Source organism: Paenibacillus sp. GbtcB18, from assembly GCF_019091125.1.
In the GTDB taxonomy this organism is placed as follows: Bacteria; Bacillota; Bacilli; order Paenibacillales; family NBRC-103111; genus Paenibacillus_F; species Paenibacillus_F chitinolyticus.
This window is the reverse complement of record NZ_JAGXJX010000005.1, coordinates 210,701-228,595: the sequence shown is the minus strand read 5'-3', so window position 1 is coordinate 228,595 and position 17,895 is coordinate 210,701. Positions and strand designations below refer to the sequence as shown.

22 protein-coding genes, 1 tRNA gene and 2 pseudogenes are annotated in these 17,895 nt (G+C 49.4%); 10 read left to right on the top strand and 15 right to left on the bottom strand.

Annotated features, from left to right (window positions below):
- Nucleotides 1-14: 14 nt before the first annotated feature.
- Nucleotides 15-1,076, bottom strand: coding sequence for a selenide, water dikinase SelD (gene selD, locus KVT34_RS16895; protein WP_217559986.1), 1,062 nt, complete (start codon nt 1,074-1,076; stop codon nt 15-17).
- Nucleotides 1,077-1,264: 188 nt separating this feature from the next.
- Between selD and KVT34_RS16890 the strand changes: the two genes are divergently transcribed.
- Together KVT34_RS16890 and KVT34_RS16885 are read left to right on the top strand one after the other, a co-directional pair.
- A complete protein-coding gene (locus KVT34_RS16890) occupies nt 1,265-1,924 on the top strand; it encodes a bifunctional 4-hydroxy-2-oxoglutarate aldolase/2-dehydro-3-deoxy-phosphogluconate aldolase (RefSeq protein WP_217559985.1) in 660 nt (219 codons plus the stop codon).
- Nucleotides 1,912-2,697 (top strand): MBL fold metallo-hydrolase, encoded by a 786-nt coding sequence (locus KVT34_RS16885; protein WP_217559984.1) that lies wholly within the window; start codon nt 1,912-1,914, stop codon nt 2,695-2,697. Before KVT34_RS16890 ends, KVT34_RS16885 begins: the two co-directional genes overlap by 13 nt.
- A 313-nt stretch (nt 2,698-3,010) precedes the next feature.
- On the opposite strand, the gene KVT34_RS16880 is transcribed toward KVT34_RS16885, so the two are convergent.
- The 4 genes from KVT34_RS16880 to KVT34_RS16865 form a co-directional block, all read right to left on the bottom strand.
- Nucleotides 3,011-3,649, bottom strand: coding sequence for a helix-turn-helix transcriptional regulator (locus KVT34_RS16880; protein ID WP_217559983.1), 639 nt, complete (start codon nt 3,647-3,649; stop codon nt 3,011-3,013).
- Nucleotides 3,650-3,760: 111 nt separating this feature from the next.
- The gene (locus tag KVT34_RS16875) at nt 3,761-4,192 is read right to left on the bottom strand and encodes a DUF86 domain-containing protein (RefSeq protein ID WP_217559982.1); all 432 of its coding nucleotides are present in this window, start codon (nt 4,190-4,192) and stop codon (nt 3,761-3,763) included.
- Nucleotides 4,193-4,197: 5 nt separating this feature from the next.
- Nucleotides 4,198-4,350, bottom strand: coding sequence for a hypothetical protein (locus KVT34_RS16870; RefSeq protein ID WP_217560172.1), 153 nt, complete (start codon nt 4,348-4,350; stop codon nt 4,198-4,200).
- 143 nt (nt 4,351-4,493) lie between these two features.
- Nucleotides 4,494-5,159, bottom strand: coding sequence for a tetratricopeptide repeat protein (locus KVT34_RS16865; RefSeq protein WP_217559981.1), 666 nt, complete (start codon nt 5,157-5,159; stop codon nt 4,494-4,496).
- 204 nt (nt 5,160-5,363) lie between these two features.
- Here KVT34_RS16865 and KVT34_RS16860 point away from each other — a divergent pair, with 204 nt between their 5' ends.
- Nucleotides 5,364-5,657: a hypothetical protein gene (locus tag KVT34_RS16860; RefSeq protein ID WP_042230962.1), complete on the top strand. Its 294-nt coding sequence runs from the start codon at nt 5,364-5,366 to the stop codon at nt 5,655-5,657.
- Between the two features lie 195 nt (nt 5,658-5,852).
- Here KVT34_RS16860 and KVT34_RS16855 read toward each other — a convergent pair whose 3' ends face one another.
- The 3 genes from KVT34_RS16855 to KVT34_RS16845 all read right to left on the bottom strand — a co-directional run bounded on the left by KVT34_RS16855 (nt 5,853) and on the right by KVT34_RS16845 (nt 7,198).
- Entirely contained in the window at nt 5,853-6,221 is a 369-nt protein-coding gene (locus KVT34_RS16855; protein ID WP_217559980.1) for a hypothetical protein, read from the bottom strand.
- Between the two features lie 61 nt (nt 6,222-6,282).
- Nucleotides 6,283-6,786, bottom strand: coding sequence for a VanZ family protein (locus tag KVT34_RS16850; protein ID WP_217559979.1), 504 nt, complete (start codon nt 6,784-6,786; stop codon nt 6,283-6,285).
- Nucleotides 6,787-6,850: 64 nt separating this feature from the next.
- A complete protein-coding gene (locus KVT34_RS16845; RefSeq protein ID WP_309244102.1) occupies nt 6,851-7,198 on the bottom strand; it encodes a hypothetical protein in 348 nt (115 codons plus the stop codon).
- A 191-nt stretch (nt 7,199-7,389) separates the two neighbouring features.
- Here KVT34_RS16845 and KVT34_RS16840 point away from each other — a divergent pair.
- A tRNA-Ala gene (locus KVT34_RS16840) sits at nt 7,390-7,462 on the top strand.
- 253 nt (nt 7,463-7,715) lie between these two features.
- Here the strand turns inward: KVT34_RS16840 and KVT34_RS16835 are convergent.
- Nucleotides 7,716-7,865 (bottom strand): hypothetical protein, encoded by a 150-nt coding sequence (locus KVT34_RS16835; RefSeq protein WP_217559977.1) that lies wholly within the window; start codon nt 7,863-7,865, stop codon nt 7,716-7,718.
- A 387-nt stretch (nt 7,866-8,252) separates the two neighbouring features.
- Between KVT34_RS16835 and KVT34_RS16830 the strand changes: the two genes are divergently transcribed.
- The 3 genes and pseudogenes from KVT34_RS16830 to KVT34_RS16820 form a co-directional block, all read left to right on the top strand.
- Nucleotides 8,253-9,341 carry a hypothetical protein gene (locus tag KVT34_RS16830; RefSeq protein WP_217559976.1) on the top strand — a complete coding sequence of 363 codons (1,089 nt, stop codon included), beginning with the start codon at nt 8,253-8,255 and terminating at the stop codon, nt 9,339-9,341.
- A gap of 227 nt (nt 9,342-9,568) precedes the next feature.
- Nucleotides 9,569-9,823, top strand: a complete 255-nt coding sequence (locus KVT34_RS16825; RefSeq protein ID WP_217559974.1) for a hypothetical protein — start codon at nt 9,569-9,571, stop codon at nt 9,821-9,823.
- 395 nt (nt 9,824-10,218) lie between these two features.
- Nucleotides 10,219-10,455: pseudogene (locus KVT34_RS16820) on the top strand (short-chain dehydrogenase); the annotation flags it as partial.
- A 111-nt stretch (nt 10,456-10,566) separates the two neighbouring features.
- Here the strand turns inward: KVT34_RS16820 and KVT34_RS16815 are convergent.
- The 6 genes and pseudogenes from KVT34_RS16815 to KVT34_RS16790 all read right to left on the bottom strand — a co-directional run bounded on the left by KVT34_RS16815 (nt 10,567) and on the right by KVT34_RS16790 (nt 15,398).
- Nucleotides 10,567-11,547 carry a BtrH N-terminal domain-containing protein gene (locus KVT34_RS16815; protein ID WP_217559973.1) on the bottom strand — a complete coding sequence of 327 codons (981 nt, stop codon included), beginning with the start codon at nt 11,545-11,547 and terminating at the stop codon, nt 10,567-10,569.
- Nucleotides 11,531-12,103 (bottom strand): PadR family transcriptional regulator, encoded by a 573-nt coding sequence (locus tag KVT34_RS16810; RefSeq protein WP_217559972.1) that lies wholly within the window; start codon nt 12,101-12,103, stop codon nt 11,531-11,533. Before KVT34_RS16810 ends, KVT34_RS16815 begins: the two co-directional genes overlap by 17 nt.
- Nucleotides 12,104-12,291: 188 nt before the next feature.
- Nucleotides 12,292-12,879 (bottom strand): TetR/AcrR family transcriptional regulator, encoded by a 588-nt coding sequence (locus tag KVT34_RS16805; protein ID WP_217559971.1) that lies wholly within the window; start codon nt 12,877-12,879, stop codon nt 12,292-12,294.
- Nucleotides 12,854-13,639 (bottom strand): alpha/beta fold hydrolase, encoded by a 786-nt coding sequence (locus tag KVT34_RS16800; protein ID WP_217559970.1) that lies wholly within the window; start codon nt 13,637-13,639, stop codon nt 12,854-12,856. Before KVT34_RS16800 ends, KVT34_RS16805 begins: the two co-directional genes overlap by 26 nt.
- A gap of 188 nt (nt 13,640-13,827) precedes the next feature.
- Nucleotides 13,828-14,334: pseudogene (locus KVT34_RS16795) on the bottom strand (Rpn family recombination-promoting nuclease/putative transposase); the annotation flags it as partial.
- Between the two features lie 62 nt (nt 14,335-14,396).
- Entirely contained in the window at nt 14,397-15,398 is a 1,002-nt protein-coding gene (locus tag KVT34_RS16790; RefSeq protein WP_217559969.1) for an oxidoreductase, read from the bottom strand.
- Between the two features lie 147 nt (nt 15,399-15,545).
- Between KVT34_RS16790 and KVT34_RS16785 the strand changes: the two genes are divergently transcribed.
- From KVT34_RS16785 to KVT34_RS16775, 3 genes are all read left to right on the top strand, one after another.
- The gene (locus KVT34_RS16785) at nt 15,546-15,980 is read left to right on the top strand and encodes an Lrp/AsnC family transcriptional regulator (protein WP_217559968.1); all 435 of its coding nucleotides are present in this window, start codon (nt 15,546-15,548) and stop codon (nt 15,978-15,980) included.
- Between the two features lie 318 nt (nt 15,981-16,298).
- On the top strand, nt 16,299-16,958 hold the full coding sequence (locus KVT34_RS16780) for a FusB/FusC family EF-G-binding protein (RefSeq protein WP_217559966.1): 660 nt from the start codon (nt 16,299-16,301) through the stop codon (nt 16,956-16,958).
- Nucleotides 16,959-17,129: 171 nt separating this feature from the next.
- On the top strand, nt 17,130-17,894 hold the full coding sequence (locus tag KVT34_RS16775) for an SDR family oxidoreductase (RefSeq protein WP_217559964.1): 765 nt from the start codon (nt 17,130-17,132) through the stop codon (nt 17,892-17,894).
- Nucleotide 17,895 lies beyond the last annotated feature (1 nt).

The window sequence follows — 17,895 nt, the reverse complement described above, 5'->3', positions numbered from 1 at the left end:
CGGAAAACGGGCTGTTAACGGATGGTTTTCGCGACGGCAATCCGCCCCGGATGATCGGCCGTCGTTTCGCCGATCATCGCCGCTTCGACGCCTGCGGCGAGCAGGCGGGCCAGCAGCTCGTCCGCATCCGCAGCCGCCGCCGAAATGAGCAGCCCGCCGGATGTCACCGCGTCGCACAGCATCCACTGGCCGATTTGATCGATGGACGGATCGAAATCGACCGTATCCTGTACGTGCGCGAAATTGTTCTTCGTGCCGCCCGGTACGAAGCCGGCCTCGGCCAGCTCGCGCACGCGCGGAAGAAACGGCACGTCATCGGCGCCGATACGCACGCCCACGCCGCTGCCTTTGGCAACCTCGGACGCGTGTCCGAGCAGCCCGAAGCCGGTGACGTCCGTGCACGCGTGCACTTCGAAGCCGTCCATGACTTCGGCGGCCGTTTTGTTCAGCGTCGCCATCACCGATGTGACGCGCCGTACTTCTTCCTCGCTGAGCTGATCCTTTTTGATGGACGTCGTCAAAATACCCACGCCGATCGGCTTCGTCAGAATGAGCTTGTCCCCGGGCTTCGCTCCCGCATTGGTCCGCACCCGGTCCGGATGAATCAGCCCCGTTACGGCAAGGCCGAATTTCGGCTCGTTATCGTCGATGGAATGGCCGCCCACAAGCGTGGCGCCGGCTTCCTGGACTTTATCGGCCGCCCCTCTCAAAATATCGGTAAGCACCTGCTTATCGAGCGTTTTGATCGGAAAAGCCACGATGTTCAGCACGGTCAGCGGTTTGCCGCCCATGGCGTAAATATCGCTGATCGCGTTCGCTGCCGCAACCTGACCGAAAGAATACGGATCGTCTACAATCGGAGTAAAAAAATCGACGGTCTGCACGAGAGCCAGATCATCGTTAAGTTTATATACGCCCGCATCGTCGCTCGTATCCAGACCGACTAGCAGATTCGGATTCGGCAGCGGAGCCGGCATTCCCCGCAGAACTTGGGACAGATCGGCCGGACCGATTTTACAGCCGCAGCCTCCTTTGCTGGAGAGGGAAGTTAATTTGACGGGTTGAGCATCTTTCATGGGGTTCACCCTTTTCACACAGAATGGTTGACACACTTCTTCTATTGTATACCAAGCTTGCGGATTCTTAAAATAATCTTGTCCTGTGCCCCTCGCCGGTTGGTCATGACGCCGCGCCTTTTCATGTGATAACATGGGGATATACGGGAGCTTTTCCCGCTTAAACAACCGAAAGCGAAGTGAACGAAGTGGAACGTGAACAGGGACTCCAGGAACTGGAACGCACCCGACTTATCGCCATTCTCCGTGGCGTCAAACCGGGACAAATTATCCGCACGGCGGAAGCGATGCTGGAAGGCGGTGTTACCGTCCTCGAAGTCACGCTTAATACGGACGGGGCGCTGGACATGATCCGGGAACTGAAGAGCAGGCTCGGCGGCCGTATGTTTATCGGAGCGGGCACCGTTCTGGATCTGGAGGATGCGCGGCAGGCCATCGAAGCCGGTGCCTCCTTCCTCGTTACTCCGAACACCGACGAGGCCGTGATCGCGTATTCGGTTTCGCAAGGCATCCCGATCTTCCCCGGCGCGATGACGCCGACCGAGATTGTCCGCGCTTGGAAAGCCGGCGCACAGGCCGTCAAGGTGTTCCCGAGCACCGGTCTCGGTCTTACCTACATACGCGAATTGATGGGCCCGCTGGACCGGGTGCCTATGGTCGCCGTCGGCGGTGTCACGGCCGGCTACATCGGCGAATATCTGCAAGCGGGCTGCTATGCGGCCGGCGTAGGCAGCTCCTTGTGCAAGCTCGCCGATATCGACGCGGGTCGCTTCGACGTCATCACCGCGAATGCACGCCGGTTTACGGAAGCCGTCTCCCAGTGGAAGGAAGCCGTATGGACGTCCTGACATTCTTCGGCACCGGCGACTCCATGGGCGTCCCCCGCGCCTACTGCGACTGCGGCGTCTGCACGGAAGCCCGCACAACCGCGGTCAACCGCAGGCTGCGCTCGTCCGCCCTGCTGGACACCGGCACGGCCGAGGGCAGTCTGCTCCTTGACTGCGGACCGAACTGGGGCCTGCAAATGGAGCGGGCCGGCCTTAGAGACCTGCGCCATGTGCTCATTACCCATGCGCATTACGACCATATCGGCGGCCTTCCTGAGTACGCCGATCTATGCCGCTGGCTGGGCATCCGCGGCAAAGTGTATGCCGCCGCGGAGGTCGTGGACCGGATCCGCGCCATCTTCCCCTGGATCGACCGCAATCTCGATTATATCGCGGTCGATGAAGGTTTCTCCTTCGGCGGCTGGGAGATCCGCCTGTGGAAGGTAACGCACGGGGCAAACGGATTTTCCTTTGCCCTGCGGTTTGATCGCGGGGAGCAATACAGCTTCGTCTACTGCCCCGATTCCATCGGCTTGAACGAGCAGGAGAAAGCTCCTATGCATGGTCTTGATCTCCTTGTGCTCGGCACGAGCTTCTACAAGGAGGAAGGAGCCGGGCGCTCCGTCTACGATGTGACGGAAGCGCTTGAGCTGCTGCGGGAAGTGAAGCCTTCCCGTGCTGTTTTCACGCATCTGTCGCACGGAATCGACCTGCTGGAAGATTACGCGCTCCCCTCCGACGTCAAGTTCGCTCAAGCCGGGCTGAGCATCGCTCTGTCCCGCGATTCCGGCTAACGCCAGTCTCTTGCCTTCCGTGCGGATAAGAAGCGCGATGCCGCACGAGCCGCCGGTTCCGGTTATACAACCGCTCCCGCTCCTGCCACGCAGCTTTTTGTTCTCCGCAGCTTCCAATGATGCTTGGTCGCTGTCTTCAACCCGTTCTATTATTCCGGACGGCACTCGATAATAGAAGGAATGCCCTTGGGCATCGGCCCCGCCCCCGAGTCCTCCGGCAGCTCTATACAGGCAAAAAGAAGAAGCCCTCCCCGACGTCCGTAAGGACGAGGCTGGCTTCTTCTTTTCTTTGTAACGCGGCCGGTACTACAAATCAGAAGCTCTCCGCCCGGCGAATCTGATACACGCACTTGGTCCCGCCTTTGGCCAAACATTCGGTGCGTTCGACCGGCGTTCCGAGCAGCTCCTGGAATAAGGCAAGCTCACATTGACAGGCCTGCTGGTATTGGTCCGCAACCTGGGCGATCGGGCAGTTATGTTCGTTCAGAATATAATCCCCGTTCTCCCCTTGCTCCAGACTTACCATATAGCCGTTGTCGTTCTGAATCCGGGCCAATTCGGCGACCTTCTCCGGGAAAGACTTGCCTTCCATCCGGGAGCTGTAGCGCTCCGAAAGTTTGTCTTTGCGCCTTTGAAATAGCCGCGTCAGTTTTCCTTCGCCTTCTTCCGCAACCAGCTCCTCCAGAAGATCCAGAGTCAGCGCGTTATATTTCTTGGGAAATAAATCATCCGCTTCTTTCGTGAGCGAATACATATGCAAAGGCCTGCCCATTGCCTGGCGTGCCAGTTTTGATTCGATAAAACCATCTCGATCCAGCGTGTTTAAATGGCGTCTGACGGCCATCTCCGTAATCCCAAGCTCCTTGGCAAGTTCCCCTACACTGAGAGGGCCCCGGGTCCTGAGCAGAGATAACACGATTTTGCGGGTCGACAGCTCTGCGTCGCGATACATGAGAATCACCTGCCTGATGCCTAGATAGTCTCATTGTATCGTAACCTTGGGCATAAGTAAATTATGAAACATAAAAGTATAAAAACACCTGGTTGCGTCTTTCCCCGAGTGTCAGATCATTTCTTTTTCGATAAAAGCTTCCACCGAACGGGTGAAATCCGGGAGAATGACGGGCAGTTCTTTCAGCAGAGGGTGTACCCCTTCTCTGGAAAACGTATCGTACTCCTGTACGAGAGGCTTGCGAAGTTTCACCAGCGCCAGCAAAGCCGCTGTCGTTTCTTCCGAAAACACTTTTTCCGTTCCCAGAATGTCGATAATGTCTTCATAGCTGCTCGCGTCTCTCATCAGAAAGCCGTCAATGATCAGGCTCCCCACATCCGTGACGGTTTCGATCGCCAGATGAAGAACACGCTCTTGGGCCAGGTACGTGATCAGACGCTTGTCCCCGTTCGAGAATGCCTGCTCCAGCTCGGTGCAGCCTGTCAGCAGTTCGGGTACGAAAGCGAGTCTTTGTTTGATTTGATCTACATTAACATAATACATGGCGGCTATTTCCGCCTCCTTTTCTTGCTCCATTTCGACCAGGCCAGCATAACAACGAACATAATCACGACGATTATGACCAGGAGTACGCTCTGCATCAAGTATTCCATGCTGAGCTTGGACTTCCCGCTATCTCCGGCGGCCGCTGCAATGTACATTAGATCCATCTGTGTTCCAGTACCTTTCTTGTCGGCTTGCGCCGCTTTCTTCTCTCAACTAAGTGTAGCCAACCCCCGGCGCCGCCGTCAAGCTAAGCCGCGGGCTTCAGGGCGGCAGCTTCGCAAGCGTTTGACGCCAATCGTCACTTAAACCGGGCAAGGATCGCCCAACGGCGCTGTTTTCGCCTGCTGTATTTAGGTAAAGATTTGTATACGTCGAGGGATTCCCGGAAAGCTTCCTTCGCTTTTTCGGTACGGCCGAGTTTGCCGTAAAGCAGCCCCAGACGATAATACGCTTCCACCGAAGAAGATTGTTCGTCGCGGAAACGTTCCAGCATGTCCACGGCCCGCTGCGGTTCGCTTTCCGCGAGGGCTTCACCCATTTGCAAATAGGGATCGCCGTATTTGACGCGCGGGTTAAGCTCCAGCGCTTTGGTCATGTAAGCAAGGCCTTCTTGCAGCTGATCCATTTTCAGCAGACACAGGCCGATTTCGTAGGAAACATCCGCCGATTCGGACATGACCGGCTCCACCTCGCGCAAATAGACAAGCGCCTCGCGGTATCTCCGTTTGTCGATCAGAAGACGCGCCAATTCCAGCTTCGAGGAAGCGTGATGCGGATTCGCGCGCAGTTCCTGCCTCAGCTGCGAGATGCGCCGGTTTCTTTTCAAGGGCCGCAGCAGACTGGGTGAGAGACCGATAAAACGGCGGTCGATGACATACAAAACGACGAGCAGAATGATCAATGCGAGCAGAGGACTCCGGGTGATATAGAGCAAGAGCGAGAACAGAAAAAATTTCCCAAGCAAACCTATCTCTCCTTCCGACCTTTTCTTTCCGCAACTTATCGTACCATAATTTCCAAAAAACCTCATGAAATTGTTTGTGTGACATTGTTGTGACATCCGTGTGCGGGGGCCGGGACATTTTTCCTGAAGGAGGTATGTGCTTCCGGCCTCTTTTTAGTATAATTAGACTCAGCATTCTCACGCAGAAAGGATTTCGGTCTGAATATGAATGAACAACAAGCGCGTAAATGGAGTGTTATGCGGCGCAAAGGTCCCGGTATGTACGTTATGCTCAACTTCGCACTCCCGGTAGGACTTGTGCTGACTGCTCTGGTCTCGCTTCTGGAATACTCGCTGGCCGGCGAACTGATCGGGATTTGGCTGCCGATCCGGCTGATCGTGTTCTGCTTTATCGGGTTTTTCCTCGGCATGTTCCGCTGGCAGTCGGTGGACAAGAAGTATCAGCAGGTGGCGCCTAAGTACGGATTGCCCGTTCAATTGGAAAAAGGAACTAAGTAATCTCCCGCCAAGGGGTTCTTTTTCCTTCGGGGGTATCGGAATTAAAAAAGATCGCTTCTTCGTCCTCCGGACGGAAAAGCGATCTTTTTTAACGGAAGGGGCTCTGCGGCCCGGGCCGGGTATAAGGGCGGGTGGGCTTACCGCAGCCGCGAGTTCCGTGCATCTTTATAACCTTGAGAGGAGCCTCCGGGCTGTTTAAAAGCGGCCTTCCTGAAGTTCACGCTTGACGTCGCCATGCTCCAGCAGCCTCGCTTCCAGCTGATCTTTTTGCAGCTCGTAGATGTTGGTCGAGCTGGACAGCAGCTCGGCGGTAACGTCCTCGTACGCGTCATGCAGGTTGTTGTTGTACCAATCCAGCGTCTGATCGGCGTCGTTGCGGTAAACCGGACCCAGCTTGAAAGACGTTTCCCCGGCGCTGCCTGAGGACGATGCCCCGTGAGGCTTTTCGAACTTGGCCAGCAGAGGCTTGTCAAAGCCCTCTACCGCAAATTCGACATCGGCTACTTGGACGTCTTTGTGATTTGTAATCCGCGTTACTTTAGCGTGCTTGATGTAGGTATCCATAGCTCTCTCCTGTCTTTGGCATCGTATCCTTTAGCGGGTAGTATGCCCGGAGAAGCGTATTTTATCGGCTGCGAACTTTCCCAGCCCGGATGAGCCGGATTCCCGCGAAAACAGCCATGACCAGCAGCACGCCCACGCTGTCCATTCCTACGTCAATGGCGTGTCCCGTCCGTCCCGGAACGAAGCTCTGGTGCCATTCGTCGGATGCGGCATACAATACGGTCAGAACACCGCCGGCCAGCCATGCGGTCCAGAAAGGCCTTTTCATCGCAAGCAGCGTGCGGATCCAGAGAAAAGCGAGCAGCGCGAACTCCGATACGTGGCCGGCTTTACGGATGATGAATTCGGTGAAATCATACGGCTTTTTGTACGTGACCAGTCCGCCGTCGTAAGTAAATTCCACTTGGGGAATCCACTGCCGGAGTACATCCTCCTGAACCAGATCCCGGATAAAAGGCCGCATATCCTGCTCCTGGTACGTCTCGGCGGATTTTGCGAAAATAAATATCATCCACACTAGCGTCGCAGCCAGCCACCAGCCATACGTGCGCAAACGGGGCTTCATTTCTTTGTGCCAGCCTCCTTACACGAACTGCCTGATGTTCTCCAACTGCCGAGCAGCCGGACTATCAGGTGTCCCCGTATTCTTCTTCGTATGTTTTTTTACGTTTTTTGGCTCCTTCGCCCGATGTCTTTCTTTGGATACTCACCAGAGCAAAAAAGTCGATAATGACGACATTGAAATAGCCCAGCAGGAAAAACGCGTTATGAAACAGCACACTGTAGGCGTCATCCGTAATACGGGCCCACCAGAGGCAGACCAAAACCGTCATCACGGTATTGAATAAAGTCGAAATTCCAAAGGAAAGCCATAGTTTACGGGTGCGCCTCATCATGACGATTCCCATGATCAACGTGATTCCGAATATTAGAACCGTAAACACCCAGTAGAGCGTATTATTCGACAATAGGACCACTCCTGCCAAAAATTACGTTCCGGCGGAACGCATACTGACCTTAGGGTAGCATGAAAACGCAGCCGCTTACAACAAAGACGGACCGGTGAATGCGTCAAAAAAAGTACTTTTTCGGGTGCTTGGAGTTTTAAAGCGGCTTGGCTTGCTTTGAACGTTGGATCTATGTATAATACAAATCACGGGTATGATACGGGGCCTTAGCTCAGCTGGGAGAGCGCATCGCTGGCAGCGATGAGGTCAGGGGTTCGATCCCCCTAGGCTCCATATAAGACAAAAAGCACTCTACGGAGTGCTTTTTGTTGTTTGAGCCAAGCGGGGCCGAACCCCGAGGGTTCAGTCCGCGCGCACGGAACGAGTGAATAGGCTTCGAAGCTTTGCTTCTGTGGAGGAGCACGGCGTCTGAATCTACCGCTAGAATGCTGCGCCGAGTTAACTTCGTCAGCCTTTTAGATCAAAGATTCGGACATCCCCCTAGGCTCCATAAGTAAAAACGCCACTACATCTGTAGTGGCGTTTTTTATGTCCAGGGGGCCGAACCCCGAGGGTTCAGTCCGCGCGCACGGAACGAGTGAATAGGCTTCGAAGCTTTGCTTCCGTGCAGGAGCACGGCGTCCGAATCTTCCGCTAGCATGCTGCGCCGAGTTAACTTCGTCAGCCGTTTAATCAAGATTCGGACATCCCCCTAGGCTACACCAACACATTAAACAAAAACGGCAGATATGTCGTTTTTGTTGCAGGTTTACTTTATTGTTTTAATGCTATACTCAATAAAAAAACCAAAAGAATCAAGGTTTCATTAGTGAAACATTTAGTGTTTAGCGGATGGTAGAGCAAGGTAAAATCACCATATAACTACAATCCAGATCAGGTGGATTCTCTTGCTGGTTAGAAGTTTTCCTTCATCAAAGGCGGAAAAGCAGTAAAGATTACTCTGACATTGTAGGGCTTATAGGGAGTCGAATTTTACTTAGTTACCCCCACCGATAAAAGTCTCTAAAAGTGAGCTTCTTTGTCGAAATATAATAAAAGAGTGTTATTAGAGGGGGATATGAATATGCTTTTGTTTAATACTAATCATTTAAAGGTTTATAACTATATTATTCATCATTTTTTACAAATAGAGATTTTCAATGAAGATGACTACATAGATATTGGAGATAAACTTGAAATCATTTTACCTAAATATTTGTTCAGAGAACAATATCATAAGTGCATAAAAATCTTCGAGGAATTATTTAGATGGACAGAAGACGAGTTTTACCACAGTATGAGTGCTTTTCACGAATTAGCTTTGTATAATTTCCTTGATTATTTGGCAAATATGAGAGAAGATATGGAACAATTTGATGATATATATTTTGATGATAAATGTCATTCATTAATTAATGAGGCTAGTCGATTAGACTTTTACGAATATAAAGAATATGACGAATTTAACGATATGTCATTGAAAGAATGCCAGAATAATTATTATGATATTTTTAATTATTCTGATTGTTTATTTGAAGAGACAGATTTTTTATTAATTGATAAATTATATAATAATCGTAAGCTTGGTGATACTAATTTAGAAAAATATCTAGGTATCAACATTGATTTTTATTATGACATTTTGCCTTTAGATATTCAAAATGAATATAAATCCAGCTATATTACTCTTTCAGGTGAAGTCTCTGGAATGCTTAATTATATTAGTCATAGATTGAAATATGGAAATTTATATAAATTGTTTTGGGAAAATAATACTCCCATTCTAGAAGAACGTATTCAATTAATTTTAGAAAATATTATGGATGCGTATTTTTATAATCAAGAAATTGATATTACTAGAGAAGCTTTATTAGGAAATGGAAAAGTAGATTTTAAACTGTATAGAAATAAAAAAGAAGATGAAAAGGTGTTAATTGAAATTAAACGAGCAAGTAGTTCATATTTAAAAAAAGGATATGAAAAACAATTGACAGACTATATGTTATCTACTAACTATAAAAATGCATTTTATTTAATTGCATGTTTTACTGATAGCGAGATTGAAAAAACTAAGCAATTTATTAGAAATCATGTCTACACCGATACAATACAATTGTATATAAATATATCCATATTAGATTTACGTAAGCGCAAGACTGCTTCTGTTTCATAAATTTTTCTGGAAAATAAATCCAGATGAATGTTATGAAGTTGCGGGAATCCTACAATTTGTATGGTTAGGAGCATGTCAGGCAATTGAAGCAAAATCACGAATGAAGAACATCCGTGTTTTCATAGGAATTTTCTCGCGACGAGACACGGAAAAATTCTAATTAAAAATAATAAAGAGGGATTTTTTTTATTATAAATATAATTCATAACTATAAAGGAGTGTTATTGATGAGAAGTGCTAAGGAAGCGACTAACTTCCCGTATAGCATGAGTACAGTTTGTTATTTTGAGGTAGATAAAAACGACCATGTGTCGCAAGTTTATCATAAAAATAAGTCAGATAGGCCGAAGCTTCTGGAAGCCTATCATAGGGTTATTAATAAAACTACAACGTTGCATGCTGTGTGGCCAGGTAATTGGAGTAGTGATTTGTTTATCATTGATGACCTTGATGCTTTTGCAAAGGCATTTAACTTTATTTGACCGATTAGACATATTTAATTTGCTCTGTATACTGGTGCTGACATCGTTCTTCAATGTTAGCTTCTTTTCTCTTTGGCTTTCTTTGGATGAAGCAAGATTGCAGGAGTCAAGCATTAGATCGAACTGGTTAGTCTAATTAAACCTCCTCAATGGTTACGAGTCATTACGGGTTACGTTTTAAATTATTGGATTCAGAAGAATCATTATCGGCCTACTGATATCTAGGGATTGCCAAATGGGTAGGATTATTGATAGGTATGATAATACTATTAGTGTTTCTCTTACATTTCAGGGTGAATTCGATCAGACTGACCCAACGTTCTGGGTAAATTAATTTCTATGGTAGTGAAATACCCAATGGCGGGAGAGCGCATCGCTCGCAGCGATGAGGTCAGCATGCACTGCGAGAGCATGTTCGTAAGGATGGCATTGCGGTCACTTGTGTGAATCCGGGCGAACTGGCAGCAGAAATTCCTTATGAGGATGGTGCGGACAAAGCGATTGCCGAATATAGCGGCACAAGAATTCCTGTACAGGATATTGTCTCAATTGTGAAATGCGTCGTCAACCTCTCCAGGGTTTCCTGTGTTAAAGAAATTCATATTCCAGCAATAACGGATTTGAATGCGTAATACTGCCCCAGAGATATGTAATTGTATACTCGGATCTTACCGCAGTTTACTGGGCACCTTTTGCGAGGTGCTTGTTTTCATTTGTGAACCAAGGGTTCGGAGAGAGGATATTCACAACAATAATTCCATGGCTGTGCGTTCTTTATCCGCTATCTCAAGTAAAAGTTTCGACGCTCGCAATAGCTCTTGGTAGTCACCTGTTCTGCCCGCACGGTCGATCGACGCAGAAACACTGACCCACATCGGAGCTATTTCCAAAAACAAACCATGGGCTTGTTCGATTTTCCGCTCTTCCAACAGATCGGCGCATTCTCTCAAAAAATCCCGATACAAATTCCGAAACAAAGCACCGCCGGTGCCCGCCCGCTCCATCAGCAACGCGGTCAGACATAAATCATGTTCGATATTGTTGCTGCGGGAAGGCCACTTTAAGATTTCATCGCTCATTTTTACAATGCCTTTATTGCCGATATTGCGAATGGGCGGGTTCAGATAGTCATACGCATTCTTGGTCAAGGATTCGCGTATAGCTGGAACGAGCGGAGGTAATTCATCGATTGGCTCGAGCGTAAAGGAACGATTTCGGGAACTCATGGGCCCTTTTGCGTTTCTGGCCGCGGCCAAACTTGTCAAGCTCGTTTTCACCTGTCCGCCCTGCTGTCTAGTGTCCGCCATGTAGGCGTGTTCATCGTTGAAGCCGTGTAAGACCGCATAGTGACCGGCAAAATGCACTTTGTTCGTAAAATAATCTAAGTAATAGGAGTCTAATTTCAGCCCAACCGGAATTCCGCGTTCGATGCAGCTCCGTACGTTCTTCCAAGCCTTGTCGACGGACGACGTTTCTTGAATATTGACGGTCAAATCAAGCCGGTTGGCGAGGTTGGCAATCAATGCGTCCGGTTTTACCCTTCCTCCGATAAACGGAAATTCCATTCCCTTCGAGTCCCAATATATGAATCCAAGCCCTTGCCCGAGTCCGAACAACAGCGGTTCAGTTAGCCGGACCCCAGCATGTTGCAGCAAATTGCCGATGGCGGTCGTCTCGCAATGTTCCCCTTGATAAGGAACAAAACTTTCAATGATTTTTGTCATGTAACCCTCTCTCTTCCAACAATTCATTTATTAGACGGACAACGAACGCCTGCTCGTTCTCGATTAAGCTTATCGGATGCAAGAACAGTGCCCTTACGTTCAGCGGCATGCTGACACCGCCTTGTGATTCGTACTTTTGGTTAATTTTCATCGAAATTTGTGCAAGGAAATCCAGCCGTTTCCGTAAAGCAAGGATAGCCTCGTCTTTCCCGATATGAGGCAAAGCAGCCAATCCGAGATCGAAGCGGTTGTCGCGTTCCCTTGTTGAAGACAGACTTTCAAGGATTTCATTTCTCAACTTGGCCATACCAGCTTCGGTGAGGGAAAACCGGGTCGGCATGGGTCCCTTGCCGGATTTCCCGTCGGATTCCTCGGGTGTGACCCACCCTTTATCGTTCAATTTCTTCAGTCCTGTATAGATCGAAGTCGTACCGATATTAGCCCATTCTCTATAACCTCGCTGATCGACTAGCTTCTTGATATCGTATCCGGAAGCTTGACCACATTCCGCGAACATTTGCAGGAGCATGAATTCGACATTCGAAATCGTGTGCATGGAGGCCCCCTTATATTTAGTATTTCATATATGTAATATAACACTAGTGTAATATAAGGTCAATAACCGAGACTACCAGATAAATAATACAGGCACGTTTGGCGCTCCCTAGCTCCAACAACACAAAAAAGCACTCTTCCGAGTGCTTTTTTTGTGTTACTGAAGCCAGCGTGGCCGAACCCGAGGGTTTAGCTTTCACAAAACTGCCGAATCGTCTGCTCTTTGATTTCTTCAACCGGATAGCCATCCGGATAGGTAGAAATCATGAGCATCATGCCGTGTAAAGTCGAAGAAAAGTACAGTGACCTCATTCTCGGGTCAGCACTGCCAAGTTTGGCAAAAAAGCCGCATTGCACTTCGAATTGATCCGCCATCGCCTCATTGAGCATCTGGCTGTACCGGGACAGAATTTTATCCTTTTCGGGCTGGGTTTGAAGATGCAAGTAAAATCGGTATATTTTCGGATGCTGTTTGACGTTGTTAATTGCACCCTCAATAATATGCCTCAACTGTTCGGAAGGCGAACTGAGTGCAGCGGCCGTGTGCATCACATGGTTAATTTCCTCTATGCGCATCTTAACCATTTCCGCGAGCAAATCTTCTTTCCCTTTATAATAGTTGTACATAAGACCTTTTGAAACGCCAGCTCTTTTGGCAATATCGTCAATGACAGAGGCATGATACCCTTTCTCGATAAAAACCTCCATTGCGGCCTTACGAATATTTTCCTTGGCAGCCTGACGAATACGATCATTCTCTTCCTGGGTTCGCGGCATCGTTAAGTTCCCCTAGCATAAAATTTCGAATGAGATTAGAGAGTTCTTCCGCATGGGTCAGGACAAGCATATGATCCGCCCCTTCAATTTCGGCGAACCGGATCAAAGGAACACGCTTGAAATGTTCGGCGATTTTTTTCATGTCCGGCCAGTCTATCGTACCTTGTATAAACAACGTTTCCGAGGCAATTTTGTCTAACCGTTCAATCGCCGGCGGCTCCGGCCAGAGAACCTCGAAGCTTTTCCACTCGGTGAAGACCCTCGTCATGTAGTGAGTATACGATTCACGCAGAAAATCCTGGTGCGGACTCGCCATTGCAGCGCGATAAATCGGTCCGGCCAAGGAAAGCTCCACAAGCTTAGAAATATCGGGAGCGGCTGCATTTACCGATGCCATATACTGAGTAAATTCGTCCGAAAAGGCATATCCGGTTAACGATGGAGCGATCACCACAAGCCGTTCTACCATGGAAGGATAAGACAGTGCAAAATCCGTCGCGACTTGCCCTCCCATTGAATGCCCGACAAGCGTGACACAGTCCAAACCCAGATGTTCGAGGAGTTTACGCAAATCCTCCACTAATGAAGTCGGTTCCAGCAAAGCGGCCGAACGTCCGGTTCCCCGGCCGTCGAAGGTAATCACCTTAAATGATTGCGTCAGATCCTGTGCCATGTACCTCCACACCCTCGAATCGACGCCGCCTGAGTGAATCATGACGATCGGAGATCCAGATCCTTGAATTTCATAATAGAGTTCCATTCTGTTAGCCTCCCTATCGTGGAAATATGTACCGTCACTATTATTATATTTATGACTGAACGTACAGTCAATGAAAATAGTGTGGAGTTCTTCAGACTTATCCCTAATGGCTCCAAAAATAAAACGCCACTACATGTAGTGGCGTTTTTAATGTCCGGGGGGACCAATCCCCTAGAGTTCATTCCCCTCTATTGAACCGATTTCAGCGACTCCACTTCCGCTGCGGAAAGACCGCTCGCTTTGGCGATGACTGAAACTTCGAGCCCAAGGTCGAGCATGTTTCGGGCGATTTCGATGGCTTTCTTTTGCTCGCCTTCGGCTATTCCTTTAGCTATTCCTTTAGCCATGCCCTTTTCCGTCGCCCACTCAATCATGGAAGCTTCATCGTGCAAATACTTCTGACGTTCTTCATATAATCGACGGGCTTCCCGGTCCTGGCTCAGAAACTCCAGCGTATCCATGGCTTTTTTCAAAGTTGGTTCGTTCATTTTCAGCACCTCCCAATTCGTTTTGTCCACACCTTTCAAGAACAACAGCCAGTTGATCAGACCGCCTTCAACCGGAGCAGCCTTCTCGTCCAGTTTGGACAGTTCCATAAAATGAACTTCGATATCGTCACATAGCTCCAGCCCCGTGTGATCTTCCCTCAAATGATAGACATTATGATACCGGTCGTTGGAAATAAACGTATAGTTCGCCTTGACGATCGAACCTATGGAACGTGTAAAAGCTGCCGCCCTCTCTGAAAGTCGTCCCCTCAACCAAACTTAATCGCCGTTCCCCTCACCGTCAACATCCCCTCCGCGTAATCCGGATTCTCCAATAGAGGGCGGCCGATCGCGATAACGTCCGCCAAACCGTCTTCAAGGATGCGGTCGGCGAGGCTGCGGGTATAAATTTTCCCGACGGCGATGACCGGAATTTCGAAATGCTGCTTGATGGCGGCCGCATGAGGCAGCTGATAAGCGGTGTATACGTCGCTGGGCTGCACCGGGATAATCCCGCCCGTAGAAACATGGATAGCGTCCAGCTCGGACTCCAGCGGCTTTAGCATACGGGCCCATTCTTCAGGGATCAGTCCGCCCTCGCTGTAGTCGGTGGCCGAAATCCGGATAATGACCGGATAATCACGGCCTACCTCATCTCTGACAGCCGCTAAGACCTCTTTTAAAAACCTGGCCCTGTTCTCGGAACTTCCCCCGTAAGCATCGGTCCGTTTATTGGACAACGGGGATAAAAATTGATGAATCAAAAACCCGTGCGCCGCGTGCAGCTCAATGCCGTCAAACCCCGCTTCCTTACTGCGCCTTGCCGCCATCCGGTATTCGCCTAGGATAGAACTGATCCCCTCTGCCGATAATTCTTGCGGCATGCCGTATTGATCGTCGAATGCAATCGCACTCGGTGCGACCAAAGCAGTCGTAACTTCCGGCGAAGATTTTCTTCCCCCGTGCGACAGTTGGATAAAGACCGGGGTATTGTGCGCATGGACGGCATCCGTCACTTTCCGCAGCGCTTCCACGTGCCTGTCCGTATAGATGCCGATATCGTTTGCCCACAACCTTCCATTCGAAGAAACTGCCGTGGATTCCAAAACGATGAGTCCCACGTGCTTCGCTCTGCGCCCGTAATGCTCGATGTGATGCTCCGTCGCATACGCTTCGGCAGTTCCCTTATACTGCTGCAGCGGCGCCATGATCAGCCGGTTTTTTAACGTGATTCCGCCGATAGTTATCGGGTCGTTTAAGGTTCTTGTCATCTTTCATTCTCCTTCGCGAATGGTTAATGACATTTTATAATGAAAAATACCCCTATCACATAGTATTATTAAGGAATAGAAGTTCAAATAACTAAGTTATCAAGTTGTATACTTCCTATTACCTTTAATAATGAGGTGTCTGCCAGTATGGATCAAATCGACTCGAAAATTTTATCTTTGATGCATGAAAATGCCCGGATCCCCGTCTCCGAGATGAGCCGGATGATCGCGATGTCACAGCCGGCCGTAACCGAAAGACTGCGTAAGTTAGAAGAGCAGGGAGTTATTACGGGCTACCGCGCAAAGCTTTCACCACGAAAGCTCGGCAAGCAAACCACGGCGTTCGTTTTGTTCAAAACGACCGATTGCAAAGGCTTCGCAGCTTTCAGCGAAAAATCTCCTGAGATCGTCGATCTCTACCGGATCAGCGGGGAATACAACTTTTTAATGAAGGTGCTGAGCGAAACGACGGAATCGTTGACCGGCTTTCTTGATGAATGCAGCGCTTTCGGCTTTTCAACGACTTTGATTGTACTTTCGACCGCATTCGAGGATAAAAGTCTTGTAACAAGCGAACTGTAATACGTATTCCGTTTAAAGCCGTTCCTACCTCTATTCCCGAGGCCTTTCCGCCTTGGCAAAAAGTTTTTATAGCTGATTTCGACATTGCAGCGATGCCCGATTGCCATTATAATGGTCGGATAAGAGGAGGTCGGTACAAATGGCAAATCAATTTGCTGGTACAAGACACGGCTCATGCGAAGCCTGATTATGGGGCGATACTTTGCATGGGCGGACGATTCACGATAACATAGTCGCCCGAAAAAGCTTATATCGTTTCTAATAATGGGCTTTGCACTTATTTTTTTAGCTTAAATAAAAAATAAGGGGCTGAAAGCCATGATACAACCATTTATTAGAAACCATCAATATAATGTCATTAAAAAGCAGAGTCTTCTGCTTCAGAAGACCCACGAAACCGTTTCCGATCCGAAAGTCGTGGAATCGGTCAAATCCAGCGCTCCGTTCAAACTGCTTGAAGCATTCCCGGAGGCGGACGGCCTTCAAAAACAACTGCTGGAGAAGATTTCAGGATTGCGTACGGCAGAAGAATTCAAGCATTATCCGGAATCGCTGGAACCCTACTTGGCGCCGTTTCCGGCACCGACGGCAAAGCAGCTCGCCAAGCTTTTTCCGAAGAACAAGAAACTTAAGATTCCCGACCTGTCCGAAATCGACTACCGTTATGTCACTTATCTGGGCTGGACCGACATCGCGACGAATAAATTGTTTCTCGTGTACCAATTGAACGGAAAACTGATCGGAATCGAAGGACGATATACACCGGCGAACAAAGGCGTTTGCTTTCTGTGCAACAAGCACGAAGAAGTCGCGCTGTTTACCGCGGTCACGAAATCAAGACCGGCCAAAGCGTCATCCGATTACTATAAAGCGATCGGGAACTACTTGTGTGTAGACAGTACCGTCTGCAACCAGAACATCACGAATGTCACTGCCCTCGATAAATTTGTCCGGGAAGTGGTTGGCCAGGAATCGTAAATGGGCAAGTAAATAATTGAATATGCACGCGCAAATATCCAAGAGCCTGCCGCTAACGGCAGGCTCTTTTTGATTTTCGGATATGCGTAACCACAAAGAATGAGAGCGCAACATTTCAAATCTTCTCCTGTGTTACAACTGTACATGAACCAAGAAAAGGAGAGATAAAACATGAGTAAATTGCAAGGGAAAGTCGCATTAGTAACCGGGGCAAGCCGGGGAATCGGGCGCGCCATTGCGCTCCGCCTGGCGCAGGAAGGGGCGCTCGTTGCCGTCCATTACGGGAAGAACCGCAATGCGGCACTGGAAGTAGTACGCGAGATACAAAGCCGTGAAGGCTCCGCTTTTGCCATAGGCGCCGATCTGACTTCCGCGGGCGGCATTGATCAATTGTTAGCCGTGCTGGACACGGGTCTGCTCGAATTCACCGGGGGCAATCACCTCGACATTCTCGTGAACAACGCGGGGATCGGCCAGACGTTAACCCTTGAGGAAACGACGGCGGAGTCCTGGGACGAAGTCATGGATATCCATGTCAAGGCGCCTGTTTTCATCATTCAGAAAGCACTGCCGCGTCTAAAAGAAAACGGCCGGATCATTAACATCTCTTCGGCCGTAACCCGTATCGCTTTCCCCAATTTGCTAGGATACAGCGTATCGAAAGGAGCCCTCAATACGCTGACTTATGTGCTCGCTCAGCATCTCGGAAGCCGGAACATTACGGTCAATGCGATCCAGCCGGGCATCATCGATACGGACATGAACGCCGAAACGCTGCAAAGCACCGGCGGACAGGAGTTCGCCGCCGGACTATCCGCCTTCGGAAGATGGGGGCAGCCGGAAGACGTCGCGGATATCGCGGCATTCCTCGCGTCACCGGACAGCCGATGGGTAACCGGCCAACTGATCGACGCAAGCGGAGGATCACGCCTGTAAG